Source organism: Vibrio sp. T9, from assembly GCF_003123985.1.
GTDB classification, from domain to species: domain Bacteria; phylum Pseudomonadota; class Gammaproteobacteria; order Enterobacterales; family Vibrionaceae; genus Vibrio; species Vibrio diabolicus.
In genome coordinates this window covers 362,674-378,556 of record NZ_NIGY01000004.1, presented here as the reverse complement: position 1 = coordinate 378,556, position 15,883 = coordinate 362,674, and the positions used below count along the sequence as shown (strand labels likewise).

Below are 15,883 nucleotides of genomic sequence, written 5' to 3'. Positions count from 1 at the left end.
GTCACTTAAAAGAAGCTCTGGTCGATAAATACAATGTCACCAGGCTCAACGTTGCGGTGCATACTGACACCCTCTATCGTTTGACCCGTTTTATGTTTGGTGAGGTTAATGCCTTTGCGTGAGGCTCGGTCGGTCAAGCCACCAGCTAAAGCGATGGCCTTTTCGATAGTTAATCCTGGTCGATATTCAAATCCACCTGGTTTCCTGACTTCGCCATTGACATAAAACAGACGAAAGTTATTGATGGTGACCATCACTTTTGGGTTGATGAGATAATCGCCTTTTAAGCCCGTTTCTATTTCGTACTTGAGTTGTTTCGGTGTTTTTTTGATTGCTTTGATTCGGCCAAGGTAGGGGTAATCAAAATAGCCATCTGACGTTATTAGAATATTTTTAATCGTAAGATCTTCTTCACCGTAGACCTGCACGGAAATGGTATCGCCCGTGTCGAGTAAGTAATCTTCTTCGTTTGAGTCAGCGTTTACCAAGGTGCTAAATAGCAATAACGCGACGCTCATGAATGTGATGAATGACTTCATTAATAATCCTTGTTACAGAGAAAACTGTGCGCTTAAAGTCCAAATGTTCTGTTCGAAGCTATAACCTGGTCGGTTAGAGGTTTTATCTTGGTATTGCCAGTCGGCTTGCAGCTGTATCCAGCGTTTAATTTGATAATCGATACCAAAAGATAGGGTGTAGCGATCGTCGTTTCTGGTGATCCCCGTATAATCATCTTGTTGATAAATAGCACCTAAGCGAGTTGCAAGGTAACTATTCCAATCGTGCTTGAGGTTCAGTCGGTAACGAGTTTGTAGGTTGTAATCGCCATCTTGATCAGGGTTAACCGCCGCTTGAGTGGTTTTCACTCTGACTAGAGTTTGTTCTTGAGGCAGCCATTCAAAGCCGATATCCCAACTAAAGCCTTTAAATGTCTCTCGTTGAGCGCTGTCAAAATCTTTGATTTGATAACCGAGTCGAGCGATGCCTTTGGTTTTTCCTGTGACTTCCCATTCGGCACCGGTGTAATAGAAACTGGTGTTGTTATCTTTGGATGGTTGCGAAGAATTTCGGTGCTGATAGTCGGTTACTATTTGTTTTGTCCCAACCAACCAATAGGTTCTTGGCGTCGCCCTTAAATAGAATTCCAAGTGTGCATTGGGGGCTCGAAAATCGTTGTATTTTGTTTTAGCGTTTGTGCGCCCAGGCAAGCCGTCACGGTAGTTTTGATAGGTTTTATCACTGTAGCCTAAACCGAATTCGAGTCTGCCTTTTGCACCGTTAGAGCCAAAGACATAATTGGTTTTGATATCGTTACGGTTGAACTCTATTGGTGAGTCGATTGCGCTACCATTACCTTCGGTAATATCTTCTCCTCGAACTTCATGCTGGGCGCGAAAACGGTAATCAACCACTAAACGATGACGATGATTAAATTCGAAAAAGTTGGAAAACTGAAAAGTGTGGTCGTCGAAGTCGTTGCGATCGTCAGATGAAAAGCCCGCTTTTAACTTATATAAAATATCTGCGCGATAGCGATTCCGTTCTATACGTGCTAGTAAGCTTGGTTCTATACCCCAAATATTGACCGATTCTACATTGCCGGATTTTTCCGCTTTATTGATGTTGTCATCTCCCTCGTAGAAAGTTTTTACGAGGGGAATCAACTCTATACCAGACTCGGTTTGGTAAGCCATCGGTTCTGCGAGCAAGTCAGTAGAAAACAGACTCAATGCTATTGCCATTGTCAGTTTCTTCATAATCTCAACCTTAGTAAGCGTTAGCACCAGTGAAGCCTTTGAAAACGGTCATAAAGATGATTTTGATGTCCATCCAAACCGACCAGTGGTGGATGTAATCCAAATCAAACTCGACTCTCTTTTCCATTTTTTCTAAGGTGTCTGTTTCGCCGCGATAGCCATTAATTTGCGCCCAGCCAGTAATGCCTGGTTTTACTTTGTGACGTAGCATGTATCGGTCAACAATCTGGCGATACTCTTCATTGTGCGCCACGGCATGAGGGCGTGGACCAACAATAGACATGGTCCCTTGCAGTACATTGATAAATTGAGGCAGTTCGTCCAAAGAGGTGCGACGCAGAAAACCACCAAAAGGCGTAATGCGTGGGTCGTTCTTTGTCGCCTGTTTCACGTGAGGGCCTTGATCCATAGTGGTCATTGAACGGAATTTCCAGACTTCAATCTTGCGTCCATCGAGGCCGTAACGATGCTGTTTAAAAATGACCGGACCTTTAGAGGTCAGCTTAATGCCAATCGCAATGGCGAGCAGGACTGGAGAGATCAAGGCTAAAATAATGCTCGAAAACAAAATGTCTTCAAACCGTTTTACCCAGGAAGAAATTCCAGCAAATGGCGTATCAAATACGCTGAGCGTTTGAACTTGGCCGATTTGCGCCCAACGAGAATGCAAAAGGTTATAGGTAAAGAAGTCGGGAATCAGATACGTATTTGCGGTGGTGTCTGAGAATTGGTTAAGAAGCGATGCAATACGTTCTTTTGCGTGCATTGGCATTGCGATATAGACGTAATCCACTTCCCCTTTCTTGGCTCGCTCAAGAGCGTGGTCAACTGCCCCTTTAATAGGGTAAGCAGAATTTGGCAATCTGTCGGAAGAACGCTCATCGTAAAAGCCATCAAAAAGTACACCGTGTTCAGTGTGGTTTTGAATTTCGTTAGCAAGGGTAATGCCGTGAGGAGTTTGGCCGATGATGATCGCAGTACGAGTGTTGAATCCTTTTTTTCTTAAATAGGCTAATCCGGTACGGAATGTCACTCGCCATGCCAAAAGTAGAGCGGGCGTAATCGCAAACCACAATGCCAGAATAGTGTTATCAAATAAGTCATAGACTTCCGAAAAATACAGAACAATAAAGATAAGCGCGGAAGTTACTGCCCAGGCCACACAGACAATAATCATCTGCTCTTTAAACGAACTGGTTCGCCAAGAGCGGTACAGGTTGCCGCTTTCTGCCATAAATAGAAAGGAGATGCCTCCAACAAAAGCCAGTATGACGTAATCTTTCCCCATCGCAGTATTCATGTCTTTGAACACTAAAAGCAGCATAAAAGAGACGATGACAGCAAGATCTGAGATGCGATATAAAAAAGCGAACTCCATCTCGTGAGAGCGGATAAGTCCTTTTTGTTTCATGACTCAGTTTCCTTTCTTACACGCTACCGCCCTTGGGTGTCTCCCCCAATTGCCGTGTCGTGAGCGTTATTAGTAGTTGGTGAACAGAGCATTCTGTTGAATGCTTCTGAGTTTTTTGTCACGTGTAATTTCGTTGATAAGTGTAAAAATTTGCGTTGTTGAGGTAAGTGGAAATAAGAATGAAATTTAGACCTTTGGCTAAGTTTGGCGGGTTAGGAAAAAGCTGGTACTTACTCATGAGGGATGAGGAAAAGTATTAAAAATGAAGTATCAGTACAAAGACAATGGTTTATGTGAAGGTAGAAGAAACGGGTGATCTTATTGGTTAACGATTAATGATTTAGTATCGAATTACTTATATTTATTAGGATAAAAAAAATCCCTCTCAAGTGAGAGGGATTTTTTGTGAGTAAGGACGAATGAATTATTCGACTTCTACGCCGTTTTCTTTGTATAGGCGGCGGCATGCACGACCATCACTGTGGAACAGGTGACAACGGTGTGCTGGAATACCAATCTCGATTTTATCGCCGGTATCGACTGCGAGCGTGTCAGGCTGACGGAAAATAACGTCGGCGTCTGCGCCTTCTAGGTTTAGGTATACTTGAGTTTCGTTACCTAGCTTCTCTACAATCATCACTTCACCGTGAATGCTTGCATCAGCTTCAGAAGCGGATAATAGGTGCTCAGGGCGAATGCCTAAAGACATGCGGTCGCCACGGTTAACCGTCGTGCCATCCACTGGAATCCAGAAAGATACGCCATTAGATAGTTGAACTTTGACGCGCTCTGCTTCTACTTCATCAATGAATACGCTCATGAAGTTCATTTTCGGAGAGCCGATAAAGCCTGCTACAAAGCGGTTTTGTGGGTAATGGTAAAGCTCAAGCGGCTTACCAACTTGCGATACATAACCGCCGTCTAGTACAACGATTTTATCTGCCATTGTCATTGCTTCTACCTGATCGTGCGTTACGTAGATCATGGTACAACCAAGTTGACGTTGTAGCTTAGTGATTTGCGCACGCATGTTTACACGCAGCGCGGCATCCAAGTTTGATAGTGGTTCATCCAGAAGGAATACATTAGGTTGCGATACCAGTGTTCGACCGATAGCCACACGTTGACGCTGACCACCTGAAAGCGCTTTTGGTTGGCGTTCAAGTAAGTGACCCAATTGTAGAATTTCTGCAGCTTGCTCAACACGTTTGTCGATTTCTGCTTTGTCTGCTTTTGCTAATTTTAAGCCAAATGACATGTTGTCATATAAGTTAAGGTGTGGGTAAAGAGCGTAAGACTGGAATACCATACCAACACCACGTTTGGATGGTTCGACGTCATTCATGCGCTGGTCACCAATATACAAATCACCTGAAGTAATGTCTTCAAGACCGGCAATACAACGTAAAAGGGTAGATTTACCACAACCTGATGGACCTACGAAAACAACAAATTCACCTTCGTTGATTGTTAGGTCTACGTTCTTAGAAATCAGTACGTCGCCATACGCTTTACAAACATTTTTTAACGTGACACTCGCCATGTAGCTCGTCCTCGATCAATTTTTTATTATTCACCGCTCATCATTATATGAATTATCTAGCGAGCAGTAACAGTAGGAATCGGTAAGTTATTGCGGTTGGTAAGAAAAGTAGGGTAGCACTTCAATAAAATGTCCTGAATAGAAGTGCTACCCATCATAGCCAAGTACGAGTTTCTCTCCCCCACATTATTCGTGTTGTCTCCCCCGTGAAATAATTACCACAAACAACACCAATAATGACATTCCACTCGTCTGGCAATGCAAAACCAGCAAATCTTTTTCCTAATACGTAGGCACTGCTGGGAAAGGGTTCTTACCATCCACTCTTGGATGACTGAAGTTTGTAAGATTGTGCGAGGTGCGACATCCTCCTAATAGAAATAATTGTAGGGGGAGTAGGTAGGGAGGAGTAAAAAAGGAGGAGGAATAAAGCAGTTGGTCGGAAATCACATTATTGCACCACCTAAAGTTGAAACCGATCACAGGAAGTATCCGTTTTGTGATTTGAGTCTCTTACCCTTGGCGATTTAGATCACGAAAATACGTCATAATTGTAAGGGCGTAGGGATTAGGAGGATGAGACATATTGGATTATTTCAGATGATATATGTCGAAATACGGCTGAACCTCAATGGACTAGCCCTACATCAAAAATATAAAAAGGATACGAACATGAAAAAGTTAAGCGCTGTAGCACTAGGTACTCTTGTTGCTTTGGGTTCTTTTGGTGCTAATGCTGCCATCGAAGAAGGACAACTTACTATCTGGATCAACGGCGACAAAGGTTACAACGGCCTTGCTGAAGTTGGTAAAAAATTCGAAGAAGACACTGGCATTAAAGTGACAGTGGCTCACCCAGATGGCCTTCAAGACAAATTCCCTCAAACTGCAGCGACTGGTGACGGTCCTGACATCGTATTCTGGGCTCACGACCGTTTCGGTGGTTACGCAGAAGCTGGCCTGCTAGCAGAAATTAAACCTTCTAAGAACATTCAAGAAGGTATTGTTGATTTCGCTTGGGATGCAGTACGTTACGACGGCAAATTGATCGGCTACCCAGTTGCGGTTGAGTCTCTATCTCTAATCTACAACAAAGACCTAGTTCCAAACCCACCGAAGTCTTGGGAAGAAGTTGCAGCGCTAGATGCAAAACTTAAAAAAGACGGCAAGTCTGCAATCATGTGGAACCTAAAAGAACCGTACTTCACGTGGCCACTAATGGCTGCTGATGGCGGCTACGCGTTCAAATACACTTCTGAAGGTTACGATGTTAAAGACGCTGGTATCGCGAAAGAAGGCGTTAAAGACGCAATGAGCTTCGTAAAAGGCTTGGTAGACAAAGGCGTAATTTCTGCAGATATGGACTACTCAGTATCTGAGTCTGCATTCAACCAAGGCAAGACAGCGATGACGATCAACGGTCCATGGTCTTGGGGCAACATCGAGAAGTCTGGCGTTAACTACGGCGTGACTACGCTACCTAAGTTCCAAGGTCAATCTTCTAAGCCATTCGTTGGTGTTCTAACGGCTGGTATCAGCACTGCGTCTCCAAACAAAGACCTAGCGGTTGAGTTCATTGAGAACTACCTACTAACAAACGACGGCCTACGTATGGTTAACAACGATAAGCCTCTAGGTGCGGTAGCGCTTAACTCGTTCCAACGTGAACTAGATTCAGATACTCGTATCGCTGCGACTATGGATAACGCGATGAACGGCGAAATTATGCCAAACATTCCTCAAATGAACGCATTCTGGGGCGCGGCTAAGAACGCAATCATCAACGTAGTTGATGGTCGTCAAACTGTCGATGCAGCATTGGCAGACGCAGAAAAACAAATGACTAAATAATTAAGTAAGACCTTTTTAAGGAGGGGGCAACTCCTCCTTACTTTTCTATATTTATTCTATATTCGCTAGCAGGTTCCCTATGCAGTCAGTTCAAGGTACAAATGCTATGACAGCACCAGAAGCCAGCCTTCCGAGCAGCAAAAAAGTGTTCATGAAATGGTCACTTTTAGGCACAGTCGGCATTATCAATGGCTACGCAACAATCCTTATGTATTCACGCGGTGAGATTGCGTTTGCACTACTTACGATCATTCTTACCGCTTTAGCGTTGTTCATCTTTGGTAGTAAAAAGACGTACGCACACCGTTACATCTACCCTGGTATCGCAGGGATGATCCTTTTCATTCTTTTCCCTCTGGCGTACACCATAGGTTTGGCGTTTACCAACTACAGCGCGAAAAACCAACTCTCTTTTGATCGTGCGCAGAGCGTACTTTTGGACAGAACTTATCAAAGTGGTGATAGCTACCCGTTCACTTTATATAAAACGGGTCAAGGACATCAGCTTGTGGTTGAAAAAGATGGTGAGCTACTTGCTACGCCCACTTTTCAACTAGATAGCCTCTCAGCATCGGATCTTGACCTATCGCCAATTGAAGAAGCAACGGGCGAGAAAGAATCAATCAAGACGATTGTTAAGAGCCGTAATACGTTGAGCAGTGTTGATTTGCATCTGCCGAGCGGTGAAGACATCCGCATGAGCGGGTTACGTAAGTTTGCGGCAGTTGTGCCTTTGTACACGCTGCAAGAAGACGGCGAAACGCTTTACAACAATCGTACTGAAGAGACGTTACGTCCAAATATGGAAGTAGGTTACTACCAACCTGTCGATGAAAATGGTCAGTTTGTTGGTAGCACAGTGTCTCCTGGCTTTGTGGTGAATATTGGCACGCACAACTTTGAGCGTGTGTGGAAAGATGATGGCATCAAAGAGCCGTTTATCAGTATCTTTATCTGGACGATTGTGTTCTCGGCACTCACCGTACTATTTACGCTTGTAATTGGTCTTGTTCTAGCAAGTGTTGTTCAGTGGGAAGCATTAAAAGGCCGCTCGGTTTACCGACTCTTACTGATTCTGCCTTATGCGGTACCGGCGTTTATTTCTATCTTGATCTTTAAAGGTTTGTTTAACCAAAGCTTTGGTGAGATCAACATGCTTCTGGAAGGTTTGTTCGGTATTAGCCCTGCTTGGTTCTCAGACCCGTTCATGGCGAAAACCATGATCCTGATTGTGAACACGTGGCTTGGTTTCCCTTACATGATGATTCTATGTATGGGTCTACTAAAAGCGATTCCTGATGATTTATATGAAGCGTCAGCAATTGATGGTGCGAACTTTATTACTAACTTTACTCGTATCACGCTACCAATGATGTTGAAGCCGTTAACACCACTGTTGATTGCGAGCTTTGCCTTCAACTTCAACAACTTCGTACTTATCCAGTTGTTGACAGGCGGTGGTCCAAACATGATTGGTACGTCAGAACCTGCGGGTTACACAGACCTATTGGTAAGTTACACCTACCGAATCGCATTCGAAGGTGCAGGCGGTCAAGACTTCGGTCTAGCAAGTGCAGTAGCAACACTTATCTTCCTATTGGTTGGCGCATTGGCACTTATCAACCTACGCGTAACTAAAGTAGCTCAGGACTAAGGAGAGATTACAATGGCAATGGTACAAGGTAAGTCATTAAAGTATCGTGTTTGGGCTACTCATATTGCGATGTGGGCATTCTTGGCACTGATTATTTTCCCTTTACTGATGATCATCGCGATTTCATTCCGTGAAGGTAACTTTGCAACGGGTAGCCTGATCCCAGACAACCCAACGCTTGATCACTGGAAATTGGCATTAGGTTTCTCGGTGACTAACCCAGACGGTACAGTTACACCGCCACCATTCCCAGTCTTGACATGGCTGTGGAACTCAGTAAAAGTGGGTGGTATTTCTGCAATCCTAATCGTGGCGCTATCAACCACATCAGCTTATGCGTTTGCTCGTATGAAGTTCAAAGGTAAGAACACTATCCTAAAAGCGATGATGATCTTCCAAATGTTCCCTGCGGTATTGGCATTGGTTGCTCTATACGCGTTGTTCGACAAATTGGGTCAGTACATCCCATTCCTTGGTCTGAACACGCACGGCGGTCTGATATTCGCTTATTTAGGTGGTATCGCACTGCACGTTTGGACGATTAAAGGCTACTTCGAAAGTATTGACTCTTCGTTAGAAGAAGCGGCGGCACTGGATGGTGCGACACCATGGCAAGCATTCCGTTTGGTATTGCTCCCATTGTCTGTGCCAATCCTAGCGGTAGTATTCATCTTGTCGTTCATCATGGTAATTGGTGAAGTTCCTGTAGCATCACTACTACTTTCTGATGTAGACTCGTACACACTTGCAGTGGGTATGCAGCAATACCTATATCCACAAAACTACTTGTGGGGTGACTTTGCTGCAGCTGCTGTACTTTCAGCAGTGCCAATCACTGCCGTATTCTTGCTTGCTCAACGCTGGTTGGTTGGTGGTCTAACCGCTGGTGGTGTGAAAGGATAATCTCTTGTGGTCTGAGATTGATAAGAATAACTAGAAAAGGGCGACCACATGGTCGCCCTTATACGTAGCACGGATATTACAATTTTGGTTTGGCCGCCGATCAGTAATATCTTGGCTTTTATTGGCGTTACGCATAGCTGGCTGTTAGCTTAGTTCCTTACGATTCAATCACTAACAGTTTTTGTAACCATAACCTGAGTTTTGACTCAGGTTTTTTTATACCTGTTAAATACAGTTGTTCAATAAGCAGGTAAAGATTAGCGGCTTTGCAATGGATTACACAGGGCTAGGAGAATGCCCTGCGTAGCACTTCACATAAATAACCTGAGTTCAGGTATCAGTAAAATTGAGGTAGGTAAGGATTAAAACTCTCGACTGGAGGGGGCACATCCAACGTATTGAAGCAGCGTGTATAAGCTTTCTTGCTGTAGTGCGACGCGACGAAATAAATTTGCAAAGGTGACATCACCGCCAAAGCAGGTTTGAATGTAATGGTTAATTTCTGTTTCGTTATACCCCTCGACGTACATGGTTCTTACCCACTGGTACTCGACCGCTTTTAAATTGGTCAACGTCTCTTCACTTAAGGTCGTTTCTTTTAGTCTCAAGATCCAAACTCTATCCAACTCCAAAATAGTGGAAGGATTTAAGCAAAGCTAGGTGAAGGATTTATGACAGAGGAGGCCGAGTGTGAAGCAAATGGCAAAACCATGATGTTGCTCCACACTCTGGTTATAAGTAACGTTGAGGTAGTCAATAGCGTTCTTAACGGATGTAGGTTACTTGAGATACTTTACGTGCGCTTCCATCTCTTCCCCGATTTCTTTGCGCATGTTCATAAGGCGGATAGCGGATTGTTCCAAGGCTTTATCTTCATCAGACTCTGGAACCCATTTCGGCACGTCGGTTGGTTTTCCGTTCTCATCTACAGCAACCATAATAACGATACAGTGGGTGGTGAGTCTGTTTTTCATTTGTTTTGGGTCACTGGCTTGCACGTCAATCGCGATGTGCATTGAGCTTCGTCCGGTATAAATGACTTTCGCGCTAACTTCGACTAAGTTGCCGACATGAATCGGCGCAACAAAACGAATACCACCTGCGTATGCAGTAATGCAATATTTGCCACTCCACGCTGCAGAGCAGGCGTAGGCTGCTAAGTCGATCCATTTCATTACGGCGCCGCCGTGCACTTTTCCGCCGAAATTGACGTCACTGGGTTCTGCTAAAAAGCGAAGGGTAATGTCTCTTTGACCACTGCTCATCTGTCTTTCCTTGATGGGTTATTGTTTTCCCAATTTAGCAGCAAGATGAATTTTCGGGAATAGCGAATGAAACAAAATATTAACTTTTATTCGAACGATGAAAACAAAAAGCCACAGCGTAGTTCTGTGGCTTGGGGAACTGGGATTAATTGGCGGTGGAGGCAATCTCAGAATTGGGCAATGGCTTTCTGTGTCGTATTTTTATTTGCGACAGGATAACGCCAGAGATGACTAACAGCCCACCAATAATGTGGTAAGCGTAAATTTTCTCACCAATCAACGTTGAAGCAAGTACGACAGAAACGACGGGCATTAAGTTCATGAACATGGCACTTGAATCAGCGCCAATTGAATCGATCGCTTTCACCCACATTAACGGCGCAAAAATGGAAGCCGCAATGCCAGCATAGGCGATTAATGGTAGCGCGTCTTGGCTTGGTAACAGTTGCTCACTAGATAGCCAAAGTGGTGTAAGCATCACAACCGAGAAGAAGCCTTGCATGTAAACCAGAGTCAAACTACTGAAAGGCATCTTCCAGCGTTTTAGCAGCACGCAATAAGCCGCGTATACCATGGCTGCAATCAGCATAAGGCTATCACCTTGGGTCATGTCTTGATGTAAAAAGTAGGTGATATCACCATGACCAAGCATAAACGCCAAGCCGCCGAGCGAAATCACACCACCGACGATACTTAACATTGATACAGACTTGCCTAACAGAGGAACACTTAAAAACACACTGATCAAAGGAACCAAAGAGGTAATCAGTGCCATGTTGGAAGCCGTTGTCGTTAAACCAGCGTAGTAGCCAAGTGATTGGTTGAGCACCATGCCAAGTAACGCAAGAAATGCCAGCTTAGTTAAGTAAGGTCGAATAATGTGTCGTTGTTTAATGATCGCAGGCAGACAAAATGGAGTTAGAAGTACCATTGCGACAAACCAACGATAGAAACTCATCGCACTTGGTTCAATGGCGCTTGCTGCCATCTTATTCACAATTGAGTTACCACCCCAAATCATAACGGTGAAAAACGGAAGTAAATAAATCATGAGAACCCTATAGCACAATTATTGATGGCGCTAGTCTGGCAGGTCTTTATAATAAAAAGTATCTCTTAAAAGACATCGTAAGCGATAGGAAGACAATTTTGAAAAAGAGCGCCAGAAATCTTCATCCCTCATTATCAATCGACCGCGCACCATCGGATGTATTTATGAATTTTGAAGCCTTTCTCTCTAATACAGAAACGCGAATTCATAGCCATCCTTGGGGGCAAGTGCAGCTGATCAGCGGTGGGATCCTAGAGATGGATGCAGAAGATACAAGATTTCTAGCGCCTCCGCATCTTGCAATTTGGGTTCCCGCCGGAATCCGTCACACGAGCTACAACCGTAAGCCAATCGAATATTGTTCTTTGAATATTGCCCCTGAATTGACGGCGCATTTCCCAACTAAAACGAGCTTGATCAAAGTGACTCCAATCGTGTCATCGATTATTGAGGACTTTCGTCAGCGAGACATTAACGTGGCGCAAACTGATGAAGACAAGCGATTGGTACAAGTGTTATTGGACCAGCTTGCAAAGCAAGAAGTCGAACATCACTTTTTACCAACGACCGATAACAAGTATCTTGAACCGATTTTAAAAGCAGTAGAAGAATCGCCGACGGATGAGATCAGTTTGGCGGAGTGGGCGGCAAAAGTGCATACCACAGAACGCACGTTAGCGAGACATTGCCAGAGTGAGTTGGGCATGAGCTTTACTGAGTGGCGCTTACGTGTGCGATATTTACATTCTATGGAGTTGCTGCGTAAAGGGCAGACCGTAAAGGAAGTCGCGTTGACGTTAGGTTATAACCAAGCTAGCCCTTTTATCGCAATGTTCAAGAAATACTCCGGCATGACACCGGAGCAATATAAGAACCGCTTATTATAACTGAGCCAGAACGTAATTCAGACCACCGACCACGGCTGCAACTTGCGCATCGTTGCACTCTTCGTCGGTCACCGTTGGGCTGTCTGGGTACACTTCCGTTGTCGTGCCGTAAACGCAATTTGTTACGCCGCCACACAGACCCAGCTTCACCATTGGGTAGTTGATAACGCCAAACTGTACGACTGGTGAACCAATGATTTCGCCATTTTCATCTGCAGGTGCAATGTGAGTCACTTTCGCAACCGATTCAATCACCGCTTTTTGAAACTCGGGTTGAGGGTTTTCACTATCTCCAACTGTGTAAAAACCGTCTGGGATCATGCCCTCGATGTACTCAATGCCATCACGAGCGGCAAGCGCAGGACGGAACTCTGTTTCATCGGAGTCTGTCGTCTCGTGCAAATCAATGTGCATTAATACATCGCCTAATGTCGCAACGAGCTTCATGAGGTTGGCGGATTCTTCGGCGGGGCTATCCTTATAGAAAGAGCGGTTTGGATCAATCGCGTTTGGATTCCAGCGGTTGATCACCTCGTAACCCCAAGGGCTCACGCAAGGTACAACGACAATATTGAAATGCTCTGCGTAGCGCTCTGCTTCTGTTTCTACAAACTTTAAAGCGCCATGTACACCGCTGGTTTCATAACCGTGTACGCCGCCTGTGACCAAAACAACAGGCTTCGTTGAATCCCAGTTGCGAGTTTTGATACAAAACAGAGGGAAACGTGCCTCGTTGTATGAGAGCGCACCGTATTGTTCAACATCAAAACGCTCGCGTAGGGCATCGATTTTACTGACGACTTCATCTTGGTAGCTACGTTTTACTTCTTGCGTTGCTAACCAAGCTTTACGTTCTTCTTCGCTCCAAGGTTGGCCAGGGGTACCGATTGGGTAAATGTATCCACTTTTCATCTATACTTTTTCTTTTGACTGCTGAAAGGTACCACAAGACTAGACCTGTCTTATCTTAACGGCAATATAAAACACCATTTGGGATAGTATTCTTTGCAAAATCATCACTTTGATGAGTGATTTATTGGTGTTACATTTTGTTACTTACTCAATTTCATATAAGAGACAAAAAATGGCTGGAGCAAGTTTACTCACACTGTTGGACGATATTGCCACGGTGCTTGATGATGTCGCCTTAATGTCAAAAGTGGCTGCAAAGAAAACCGCAGGTGTGTTGGGAGATGATCTAGCGTTAAACGCTCAACAAGTGTCTGGTGTTGCATCTGAGCGAGAGATTCCAGTGGTTTGGGCGGTTGCGAAAGGCTCGTTCAAAAACAAATTGATTTTAGTTCCTTCAGCATTGCTAATTAGCGCGATTATTCCATGGCTTATCATGCCACTATTGCTAATTGGCGGCTTGTTTCTCTGCTTTGAAGGGGCAGAAAAGGTGCTTGAGAAAGTATTCCCTCACTCCCATCCGCACGAAGAAAAAGAAGAGTTAGTTAATACTGGCGAGTCGATAGAAGAGTATGAAAAACGCAAAGTTGCTGGTGCGATTCGAACGGACTTTATTCTTTCAGCGGAAATCATTGTGATTGCGTTGGGTACCGTGACTGGGGCGAGCCTTGTGACGCAAATCTTAGTGGTGAGCTTAATTGCAGTCATCATGACCATTGGTGTTTATGGCTTAGTAGCAGGCATCGTGAAATTGGATGACTTGGGCTTCTACCTTGAAATTCGCTCAAAAGGTAAGGGCTGGATGGCGAAAGTCGGCAGTGCTTTAGTTGCTTTTGCACCAAAGCTGATGAAGTTGTTAACGATTGTGGGAACTGCCGCGATGTTTTTAGTCGGCGGGGGGATTGTAGTGCACAACGTACCTGCCATTCATCACTTTGTAGAGCCGATTATTATGAACTTTAGTGGTCATTCGGTTGCTACAGCGATTCTGCCTATTTTGCTTAACGGCATTATCGGCTTTGTGGCGGGGTTGATTGTGGTTGCTGTGTGGGCTGCTGTAGAAAAAATTCGCGGCCACTAGTAATCACAGCCCAAAGCAAGACAAGAACAACAAGGGTCATGACTTCTTTTCACAGAAAGGCATGACCCTCTTTTATGGATGGAACGTCAGTAAAGTGGTTACTTCACTTTCCACTCAATTTGTTCATTTGCTCGAATAGGCACAACGATATCATTGCCAAATGGCATCGTTTCCGGCACATCCCAAGCGGATTTTTCTAACGTTACCGTATCTGTGTTGCGCGCAATGCCGTAAAAATCAGGACCATTGAAGCTTGAAAACGCTTCCAAGTTTTCCAGCTTGCCTTCATTCTCGAATACTTCTGCATAAAGCTCTAGCGCTGCGTGTGCAGTGTAAGAACCAGCACAACCGCAAGCGGACTCTTTTGCCCCTTTCGCATGTGGTGCCGAGTCTGTACCTAGGAAAAACTTCTTGCTACCACTAGTTGCTGCTTCGATCAGCGCTTGCTGGTGGGTTCCGCGCTTAAGAATTGGCAAACAGTAGAAATGAGGTTTAATACCACCCACAAGCATATGGTTACGGTTGAAAAGAAGATGGTGAGCAGTGATGGTAGCAGCTACGTTATCTGAGGCGTTATTAACGAAGTTTGCTGCGTCGGCGGTAGTGATGTGTTCTAGAACGATTTTAAGATTAGGGAAGTCATTGACGATAGGAGCGAGGACAGTATCAAGGAATTCTTTCTCTCGGTCGAAGATATCAACATCGTGATGTGTTACTTCGCCATGAACCAAAAGTAACATTCCGACTTCTTCCATCGCTTCGAGAACGTGGTAAATGTTCTTCGCATTGGTCACACCGGAATCTGAGTTTGTGGTAGCTCCAGCAGGATAAAGCTTGGCAGCAACAATGTTTCCGGTGGCTTTAGCCTTACGTATTTCATCTGGTGTGGTGTTGTCTGTGAGGTAAAGCGCCATCAAAGGTTCAAACTGTTCGCCATGTTGCTCTTTTAGAATTCGGTCACGGTAGGCTAGGGCGAGCTCAGTTGTAGTAACTGGTGGGACGGTATTTGGCATGATCAGCGCACGGCCATTGTAGCGGCTGATGTCGCGAACGGTGTCTTTAAGAACTTCCCCATCGCGTAAGTGAACGTGCCAGTCGTCAGGACGAGTGATTGTCAGTGTTGTCATTAATTGCTCCCACCATTGAAAAGTTGTCTGATTGGAGCCTAAGCGCCGTATTTGCTTTTGAGCAAACGCTTGCGCTTAGGCGACAGGATGATAGAGGAATTGCCCTCACATTTCATCCCATTTTTCACTTTTCTACAGAGTGAGAGTGTAAGTGGTTACTTCATTGTTAACCAAAGCGCGTGGATCGTACCTGGTAGAAAGAAGAAACACGTCAAGATTAGGTTGATCAAAAAGTCTTTGTTCAAACCTTTCTCCATAAACACCGCGACGGGTGGAAGAAAGATACATAACAAAATCAGAACCAGTTTTCTTGTATCCATAATTAAGCTCCAAATCAATAAATGGGGGCAGTGATAACTCAGATGAATTATGTGTGCCGTATCACACTTTATCAAACGGTATTTGGTCAGAACGGTGTTAAAAAACGCGAATGTTGAGTGTAGT

15 protein-coding genes are annotated in these 15,883 nt (G+C 44.5%); 5 read left to right on the top strand and 10 right to left on the bottom strand.

All coding sequences use genetic code 11. The features are described from left to right. Positions 1-5: 5 nt before the first annotated feature. The 4 genes from CBX98_RS10575 to malK form a co-directional block, all read right to left on the bottom strand. Positions 6-518 (bottom strand): polysaccharide biosynthesis/export family protein, encoded by a 513-nt coding sequence (locus CBX98_RS10575; RefSeq protein WP_031780257.1) that lies wholly within the window; start codon positions 516-518, stop codon positions 6-8. A gap of 33 nt (positions 519-551) precedes the next feature. Then, a complete protein-coding gene (locus tag CBX98_RS10570) occupies positions 552-1,757 on the bottom strand; it encodes an outer membrane beta-barrel protein (RefSeq protein ID WP_109169163.1) in 1,206 nt (401 codons plus the stop codon). 10 nt (positions 1,758-1,767) lie between these two features. After that, the gene (locus tag CBX98_RS10565; RefSeq protein ID WP_048625323.1) at positions 1,768-3,168 is read right to left on the bottom strand and encodes an undecaprenyl-phosphate glucose phosphotransferase; all 1,401 of its coding nucleotides are present in this window, start codon (positions 3,166-3,168) and stop codon (positions 1,768-1,770) included. 424 nt (positions 3,169-3,592) lie between these two features. Then, entirely contained in the window at positions 3,593-4,711 is a 1,119-nt protein-coding gene (malK, locus tag CBX98_RS10560; RefSeq protein ID WP_005375271.1) for a maltose/maltodextrin ABC transporter ATP-binding protein MalK, read from the bottom strand. Positions 4,712-5,383: 672 nt separating this feature from the next. Between malK and malE the strand changes: the two genes are divergently transcribed. The 3 genes from malE (at position 5,384) to malG (ending at position 9,119) form a co-directional block, all read left to right on the top strand. Next, positions 5,384-6,562, top strand: coding sequence for a maltose/maltodextrin ABC transporter substrate-binding protein MalE (malE, locus tag CBX98_RS10555; protein WP_005375272.1), 1,179 nt, complete (start codon positions 5,384-5,386; stop codon positions 6,560-6,562). A gap of 79 nt (positions 6,563-6,641) precedes the next feature. After that, positions 6,642-8,216 (top strand): maltose ABC transporter permease MalF, encoded by a 1,575-nt coding sequence (malF, locus tag CBX98_RS10550; RefSeq protein ID WP_109169162.1) that lies wholly within the window; start codon positions 6,642-6,644, stop codon positions 8,214-8,216. A 12-nt stretch (positions 8,217-8,228) separates the two neighbouring features. Continuing rightward, complete coding sequence (gene malG / locus CBX98_RS10545; RefSeq protein WP_109169161.1) at positions 8,229-9,119, top strand: maltose ABC transporter permease MalG; 891 nt, start codon at positions 8,229-8,231, stop codon at positions 9,117-9,119. Positions 9,120-9,481: 362 nt separating this feature from the next. Here malG and CBX98_RS10540 read toward each other — a convergent pair whose 3' ends face one another. The 3 genes from CBX98_RS10540 to CBX98_RS10530 all read right to left on the bottom strand — a co-directional run bounded on the left by CBX98_RS10540 (position 9,482) and on the right by CBX98_RS10530 (position 11,435). Further along, positions 9,482-9,727, bottom strand: coding sequence for a hypothetical protein (locus CBX98_RS10540; protein WP_005375277.1), 246 nt, complete (start codon positions 9,725-9,727; stop codon positions 9,482-9,484). Positions 9,728-9,898: 171 nt separating this feature from the next. Beyond that, positions 9,899-10,384 (bottom strand): acyl-CoA thioesterase, encoded by a 486-nt coding sequence (locus tag CBX98_RS10535; protein ID WP_005392490.1) that lies wholly within the window; start codon positions 10,382-10,384, stop codon positions 9,899-9,901. Positions 10,385-10,529: 145 nt separating this feature from the next. Next, positions 10,530-11,435: a DMT family transporter gene (locus CBX98_RS10530; RefSeq protein WP_074189861.1), complete on the bottom strand. Its 906-nt coding sequence runs from the start codon at positions 11,433-11,435 to the stop codon at positions 10,530-10,532. A gap of 98 nt (positions 11,436-11,533) precedes the next feature. On the opposite strand from CBX98_RS10530, the gene CBX98_RS10525 reads away from it, so the two are divergent. Continuing rightward, positions 11,534-12,322: a helix-turn-helix transcriptional regulator gene (locus tag CBX98_RS10525; protein WP_005385013.1), complete on the top strand. Its 789-nt coding sequence runs from the start codon at positions 11,534-11,536 to the stop codon at positions 12,320-12,322. Here the strand turns inward: CBX98_RS10525 and CBX98_RS10520 are convergent. After that, on the bottom strand, positions 12,317-13,234 hold the full coding sequence (locus CBX98_RS10520) for a M14 family metallocarboxypeptidase (RefSeq protein ID WP_109169160.1): 918 nt from the start codon (positions 13,232-13,234) through the stop codon (positions 12,317-12,319). The two genes, CBX98_RS10525 and CBX98_RS10520, sit on opposite strands and share 6 nt — an antisense overlap. A gap of 172 nt (positions 13,235-13,406) precedes the next feature. Between CBX98_RS10520 and CBX98_RS10515 the strand changes: the two genes are divergently transcribed. After that, positions 13,407-14,312: a DUF808 domain-containing protein gene (locus CBX98_RS10515; RefSeq protein WP_109169159.1), complete on the top strand. Its 906-nt coding sequence runs from the start codon at positions 13,407-13,409 to the stop codon at positions 14,310-14,312. Positions 14,313-14,410: 98 nt separating this feature from the next. Here the strand turns inward: CBX98_RS10515 and pyrC are convergent, their stop codons facing one another. Next, positions 14,411-15,439, bottom strand: a complete 1,029-nt coding sequence (gene pyrC / locus CBX98_RS10510) for a dihydroorotase (RefSeq protein WP_048625318.1) — start codon at positions 15,437-15,439, stop codon at positions 14,411-14,413. Positions 15,440-15,594: 155 nt separating this feature from the next. Further along, complete coding sequence (locus tag CBX98_RS10500; protein ID WP_005375297.1) at positions 15,595-15,759, bottom strand: YqaE/Pmp3 family membrane protein; 165 nt, start codon at positions 15,757-15,759, stop codon at positions 15,595-15,597. Positions 15,760-15,883: the final 124 nt, after the last annotated feature.

Bases quoted from the DNA above. Each gene is read 5' to 3' on its own strand.
- CBX98_RS10575 (WP_031780257.1), bottom strand. From the start codon at position 518: ATGAGCGTCGCGTTATTGCTATTTAGCACCTTGGTAAACGCTGACTCA.
- CBX98_RS10570 (WP_109169163.1), bottom strand. From the start codon at position 1,757: ATGAAGAAACTGACAATGGCAATAGCATTGAGTCTGTTTTCTACTGAC.
- CBX98_RS10565 (WP_048625323.1), bottom strand. From the start codon at position 3,168: ATGAAACAAAAAGGACTTATCCGCTCTCACGAGATGGAGTTCGCTTTT.
- malK (WP_005375271.1), bottom strand. From the start codon at position 4,711: ATGGCGAGTGTCACGTTAAAAAATGTTTGTAAAGCGTATGGCGACGTA.
- malE (WP_005375272.1), top strand. From the start codon at position 5,384: ATGAAAAAGTTAAGCGCTGTAGCACTAGGTACTCTTGTTGCTTTGGGT.
- malF (WP_109169162.1), top strand. From the start codon at position 6,642: ATGCAGTCAGTTCAAGGTACAAATGCTATGACAGCACCAGAAGCCAGC.
- malG (WP_109169161.1), top strand. From the start codon at position 8,229: ATGGCAATGGTACAAGGTAAGTCATTAAAGTATCGTGTTTGGGCTACT.
- CBX98_RS10535 (WP_005392490.1), bottom strand. From the start codon at position 10,384: ATGAGCAGTGGTCAAAGAGACATTACCCTTCGCTTTTTAGCAGAACCC.
- CBX98_RS10530 (WP_074189861.1), bottom strand. From the start codon at position 11,435: ATGATTTATTTACTTCCGTTTTTCACCGTTATGATTTGGGGTGGTAAC.
- CBX98_RS10520 (WP_109169160.1), bottom strand. From the start codon at position 13,234: ATGAAAAGTGGATACATTTACCCAATCGGTACCCCTGGCCAACCTTGG.
- CBX98_RS10515 (WP_109169159.1), top strand. From the start codon at position 13,407: ATGGCTGGAGCAAGTTTACTCACACTGTTGGACGATATTGCCACGGTG.
- pyrC (WP_048625318.1), bottom strand. From the start codon at position 15,439: ATGACAACACTGACAATCACTCGTCCTGACGACTGGCACGTTCACTTA.
- CBX98_RS10500 (WP_005375297.1), bottom strand. From the start codon at position 15,759: ATGGATACAAGAAAACTGGTTCTGATTTTGTTATGTATCTTTCTTCCA.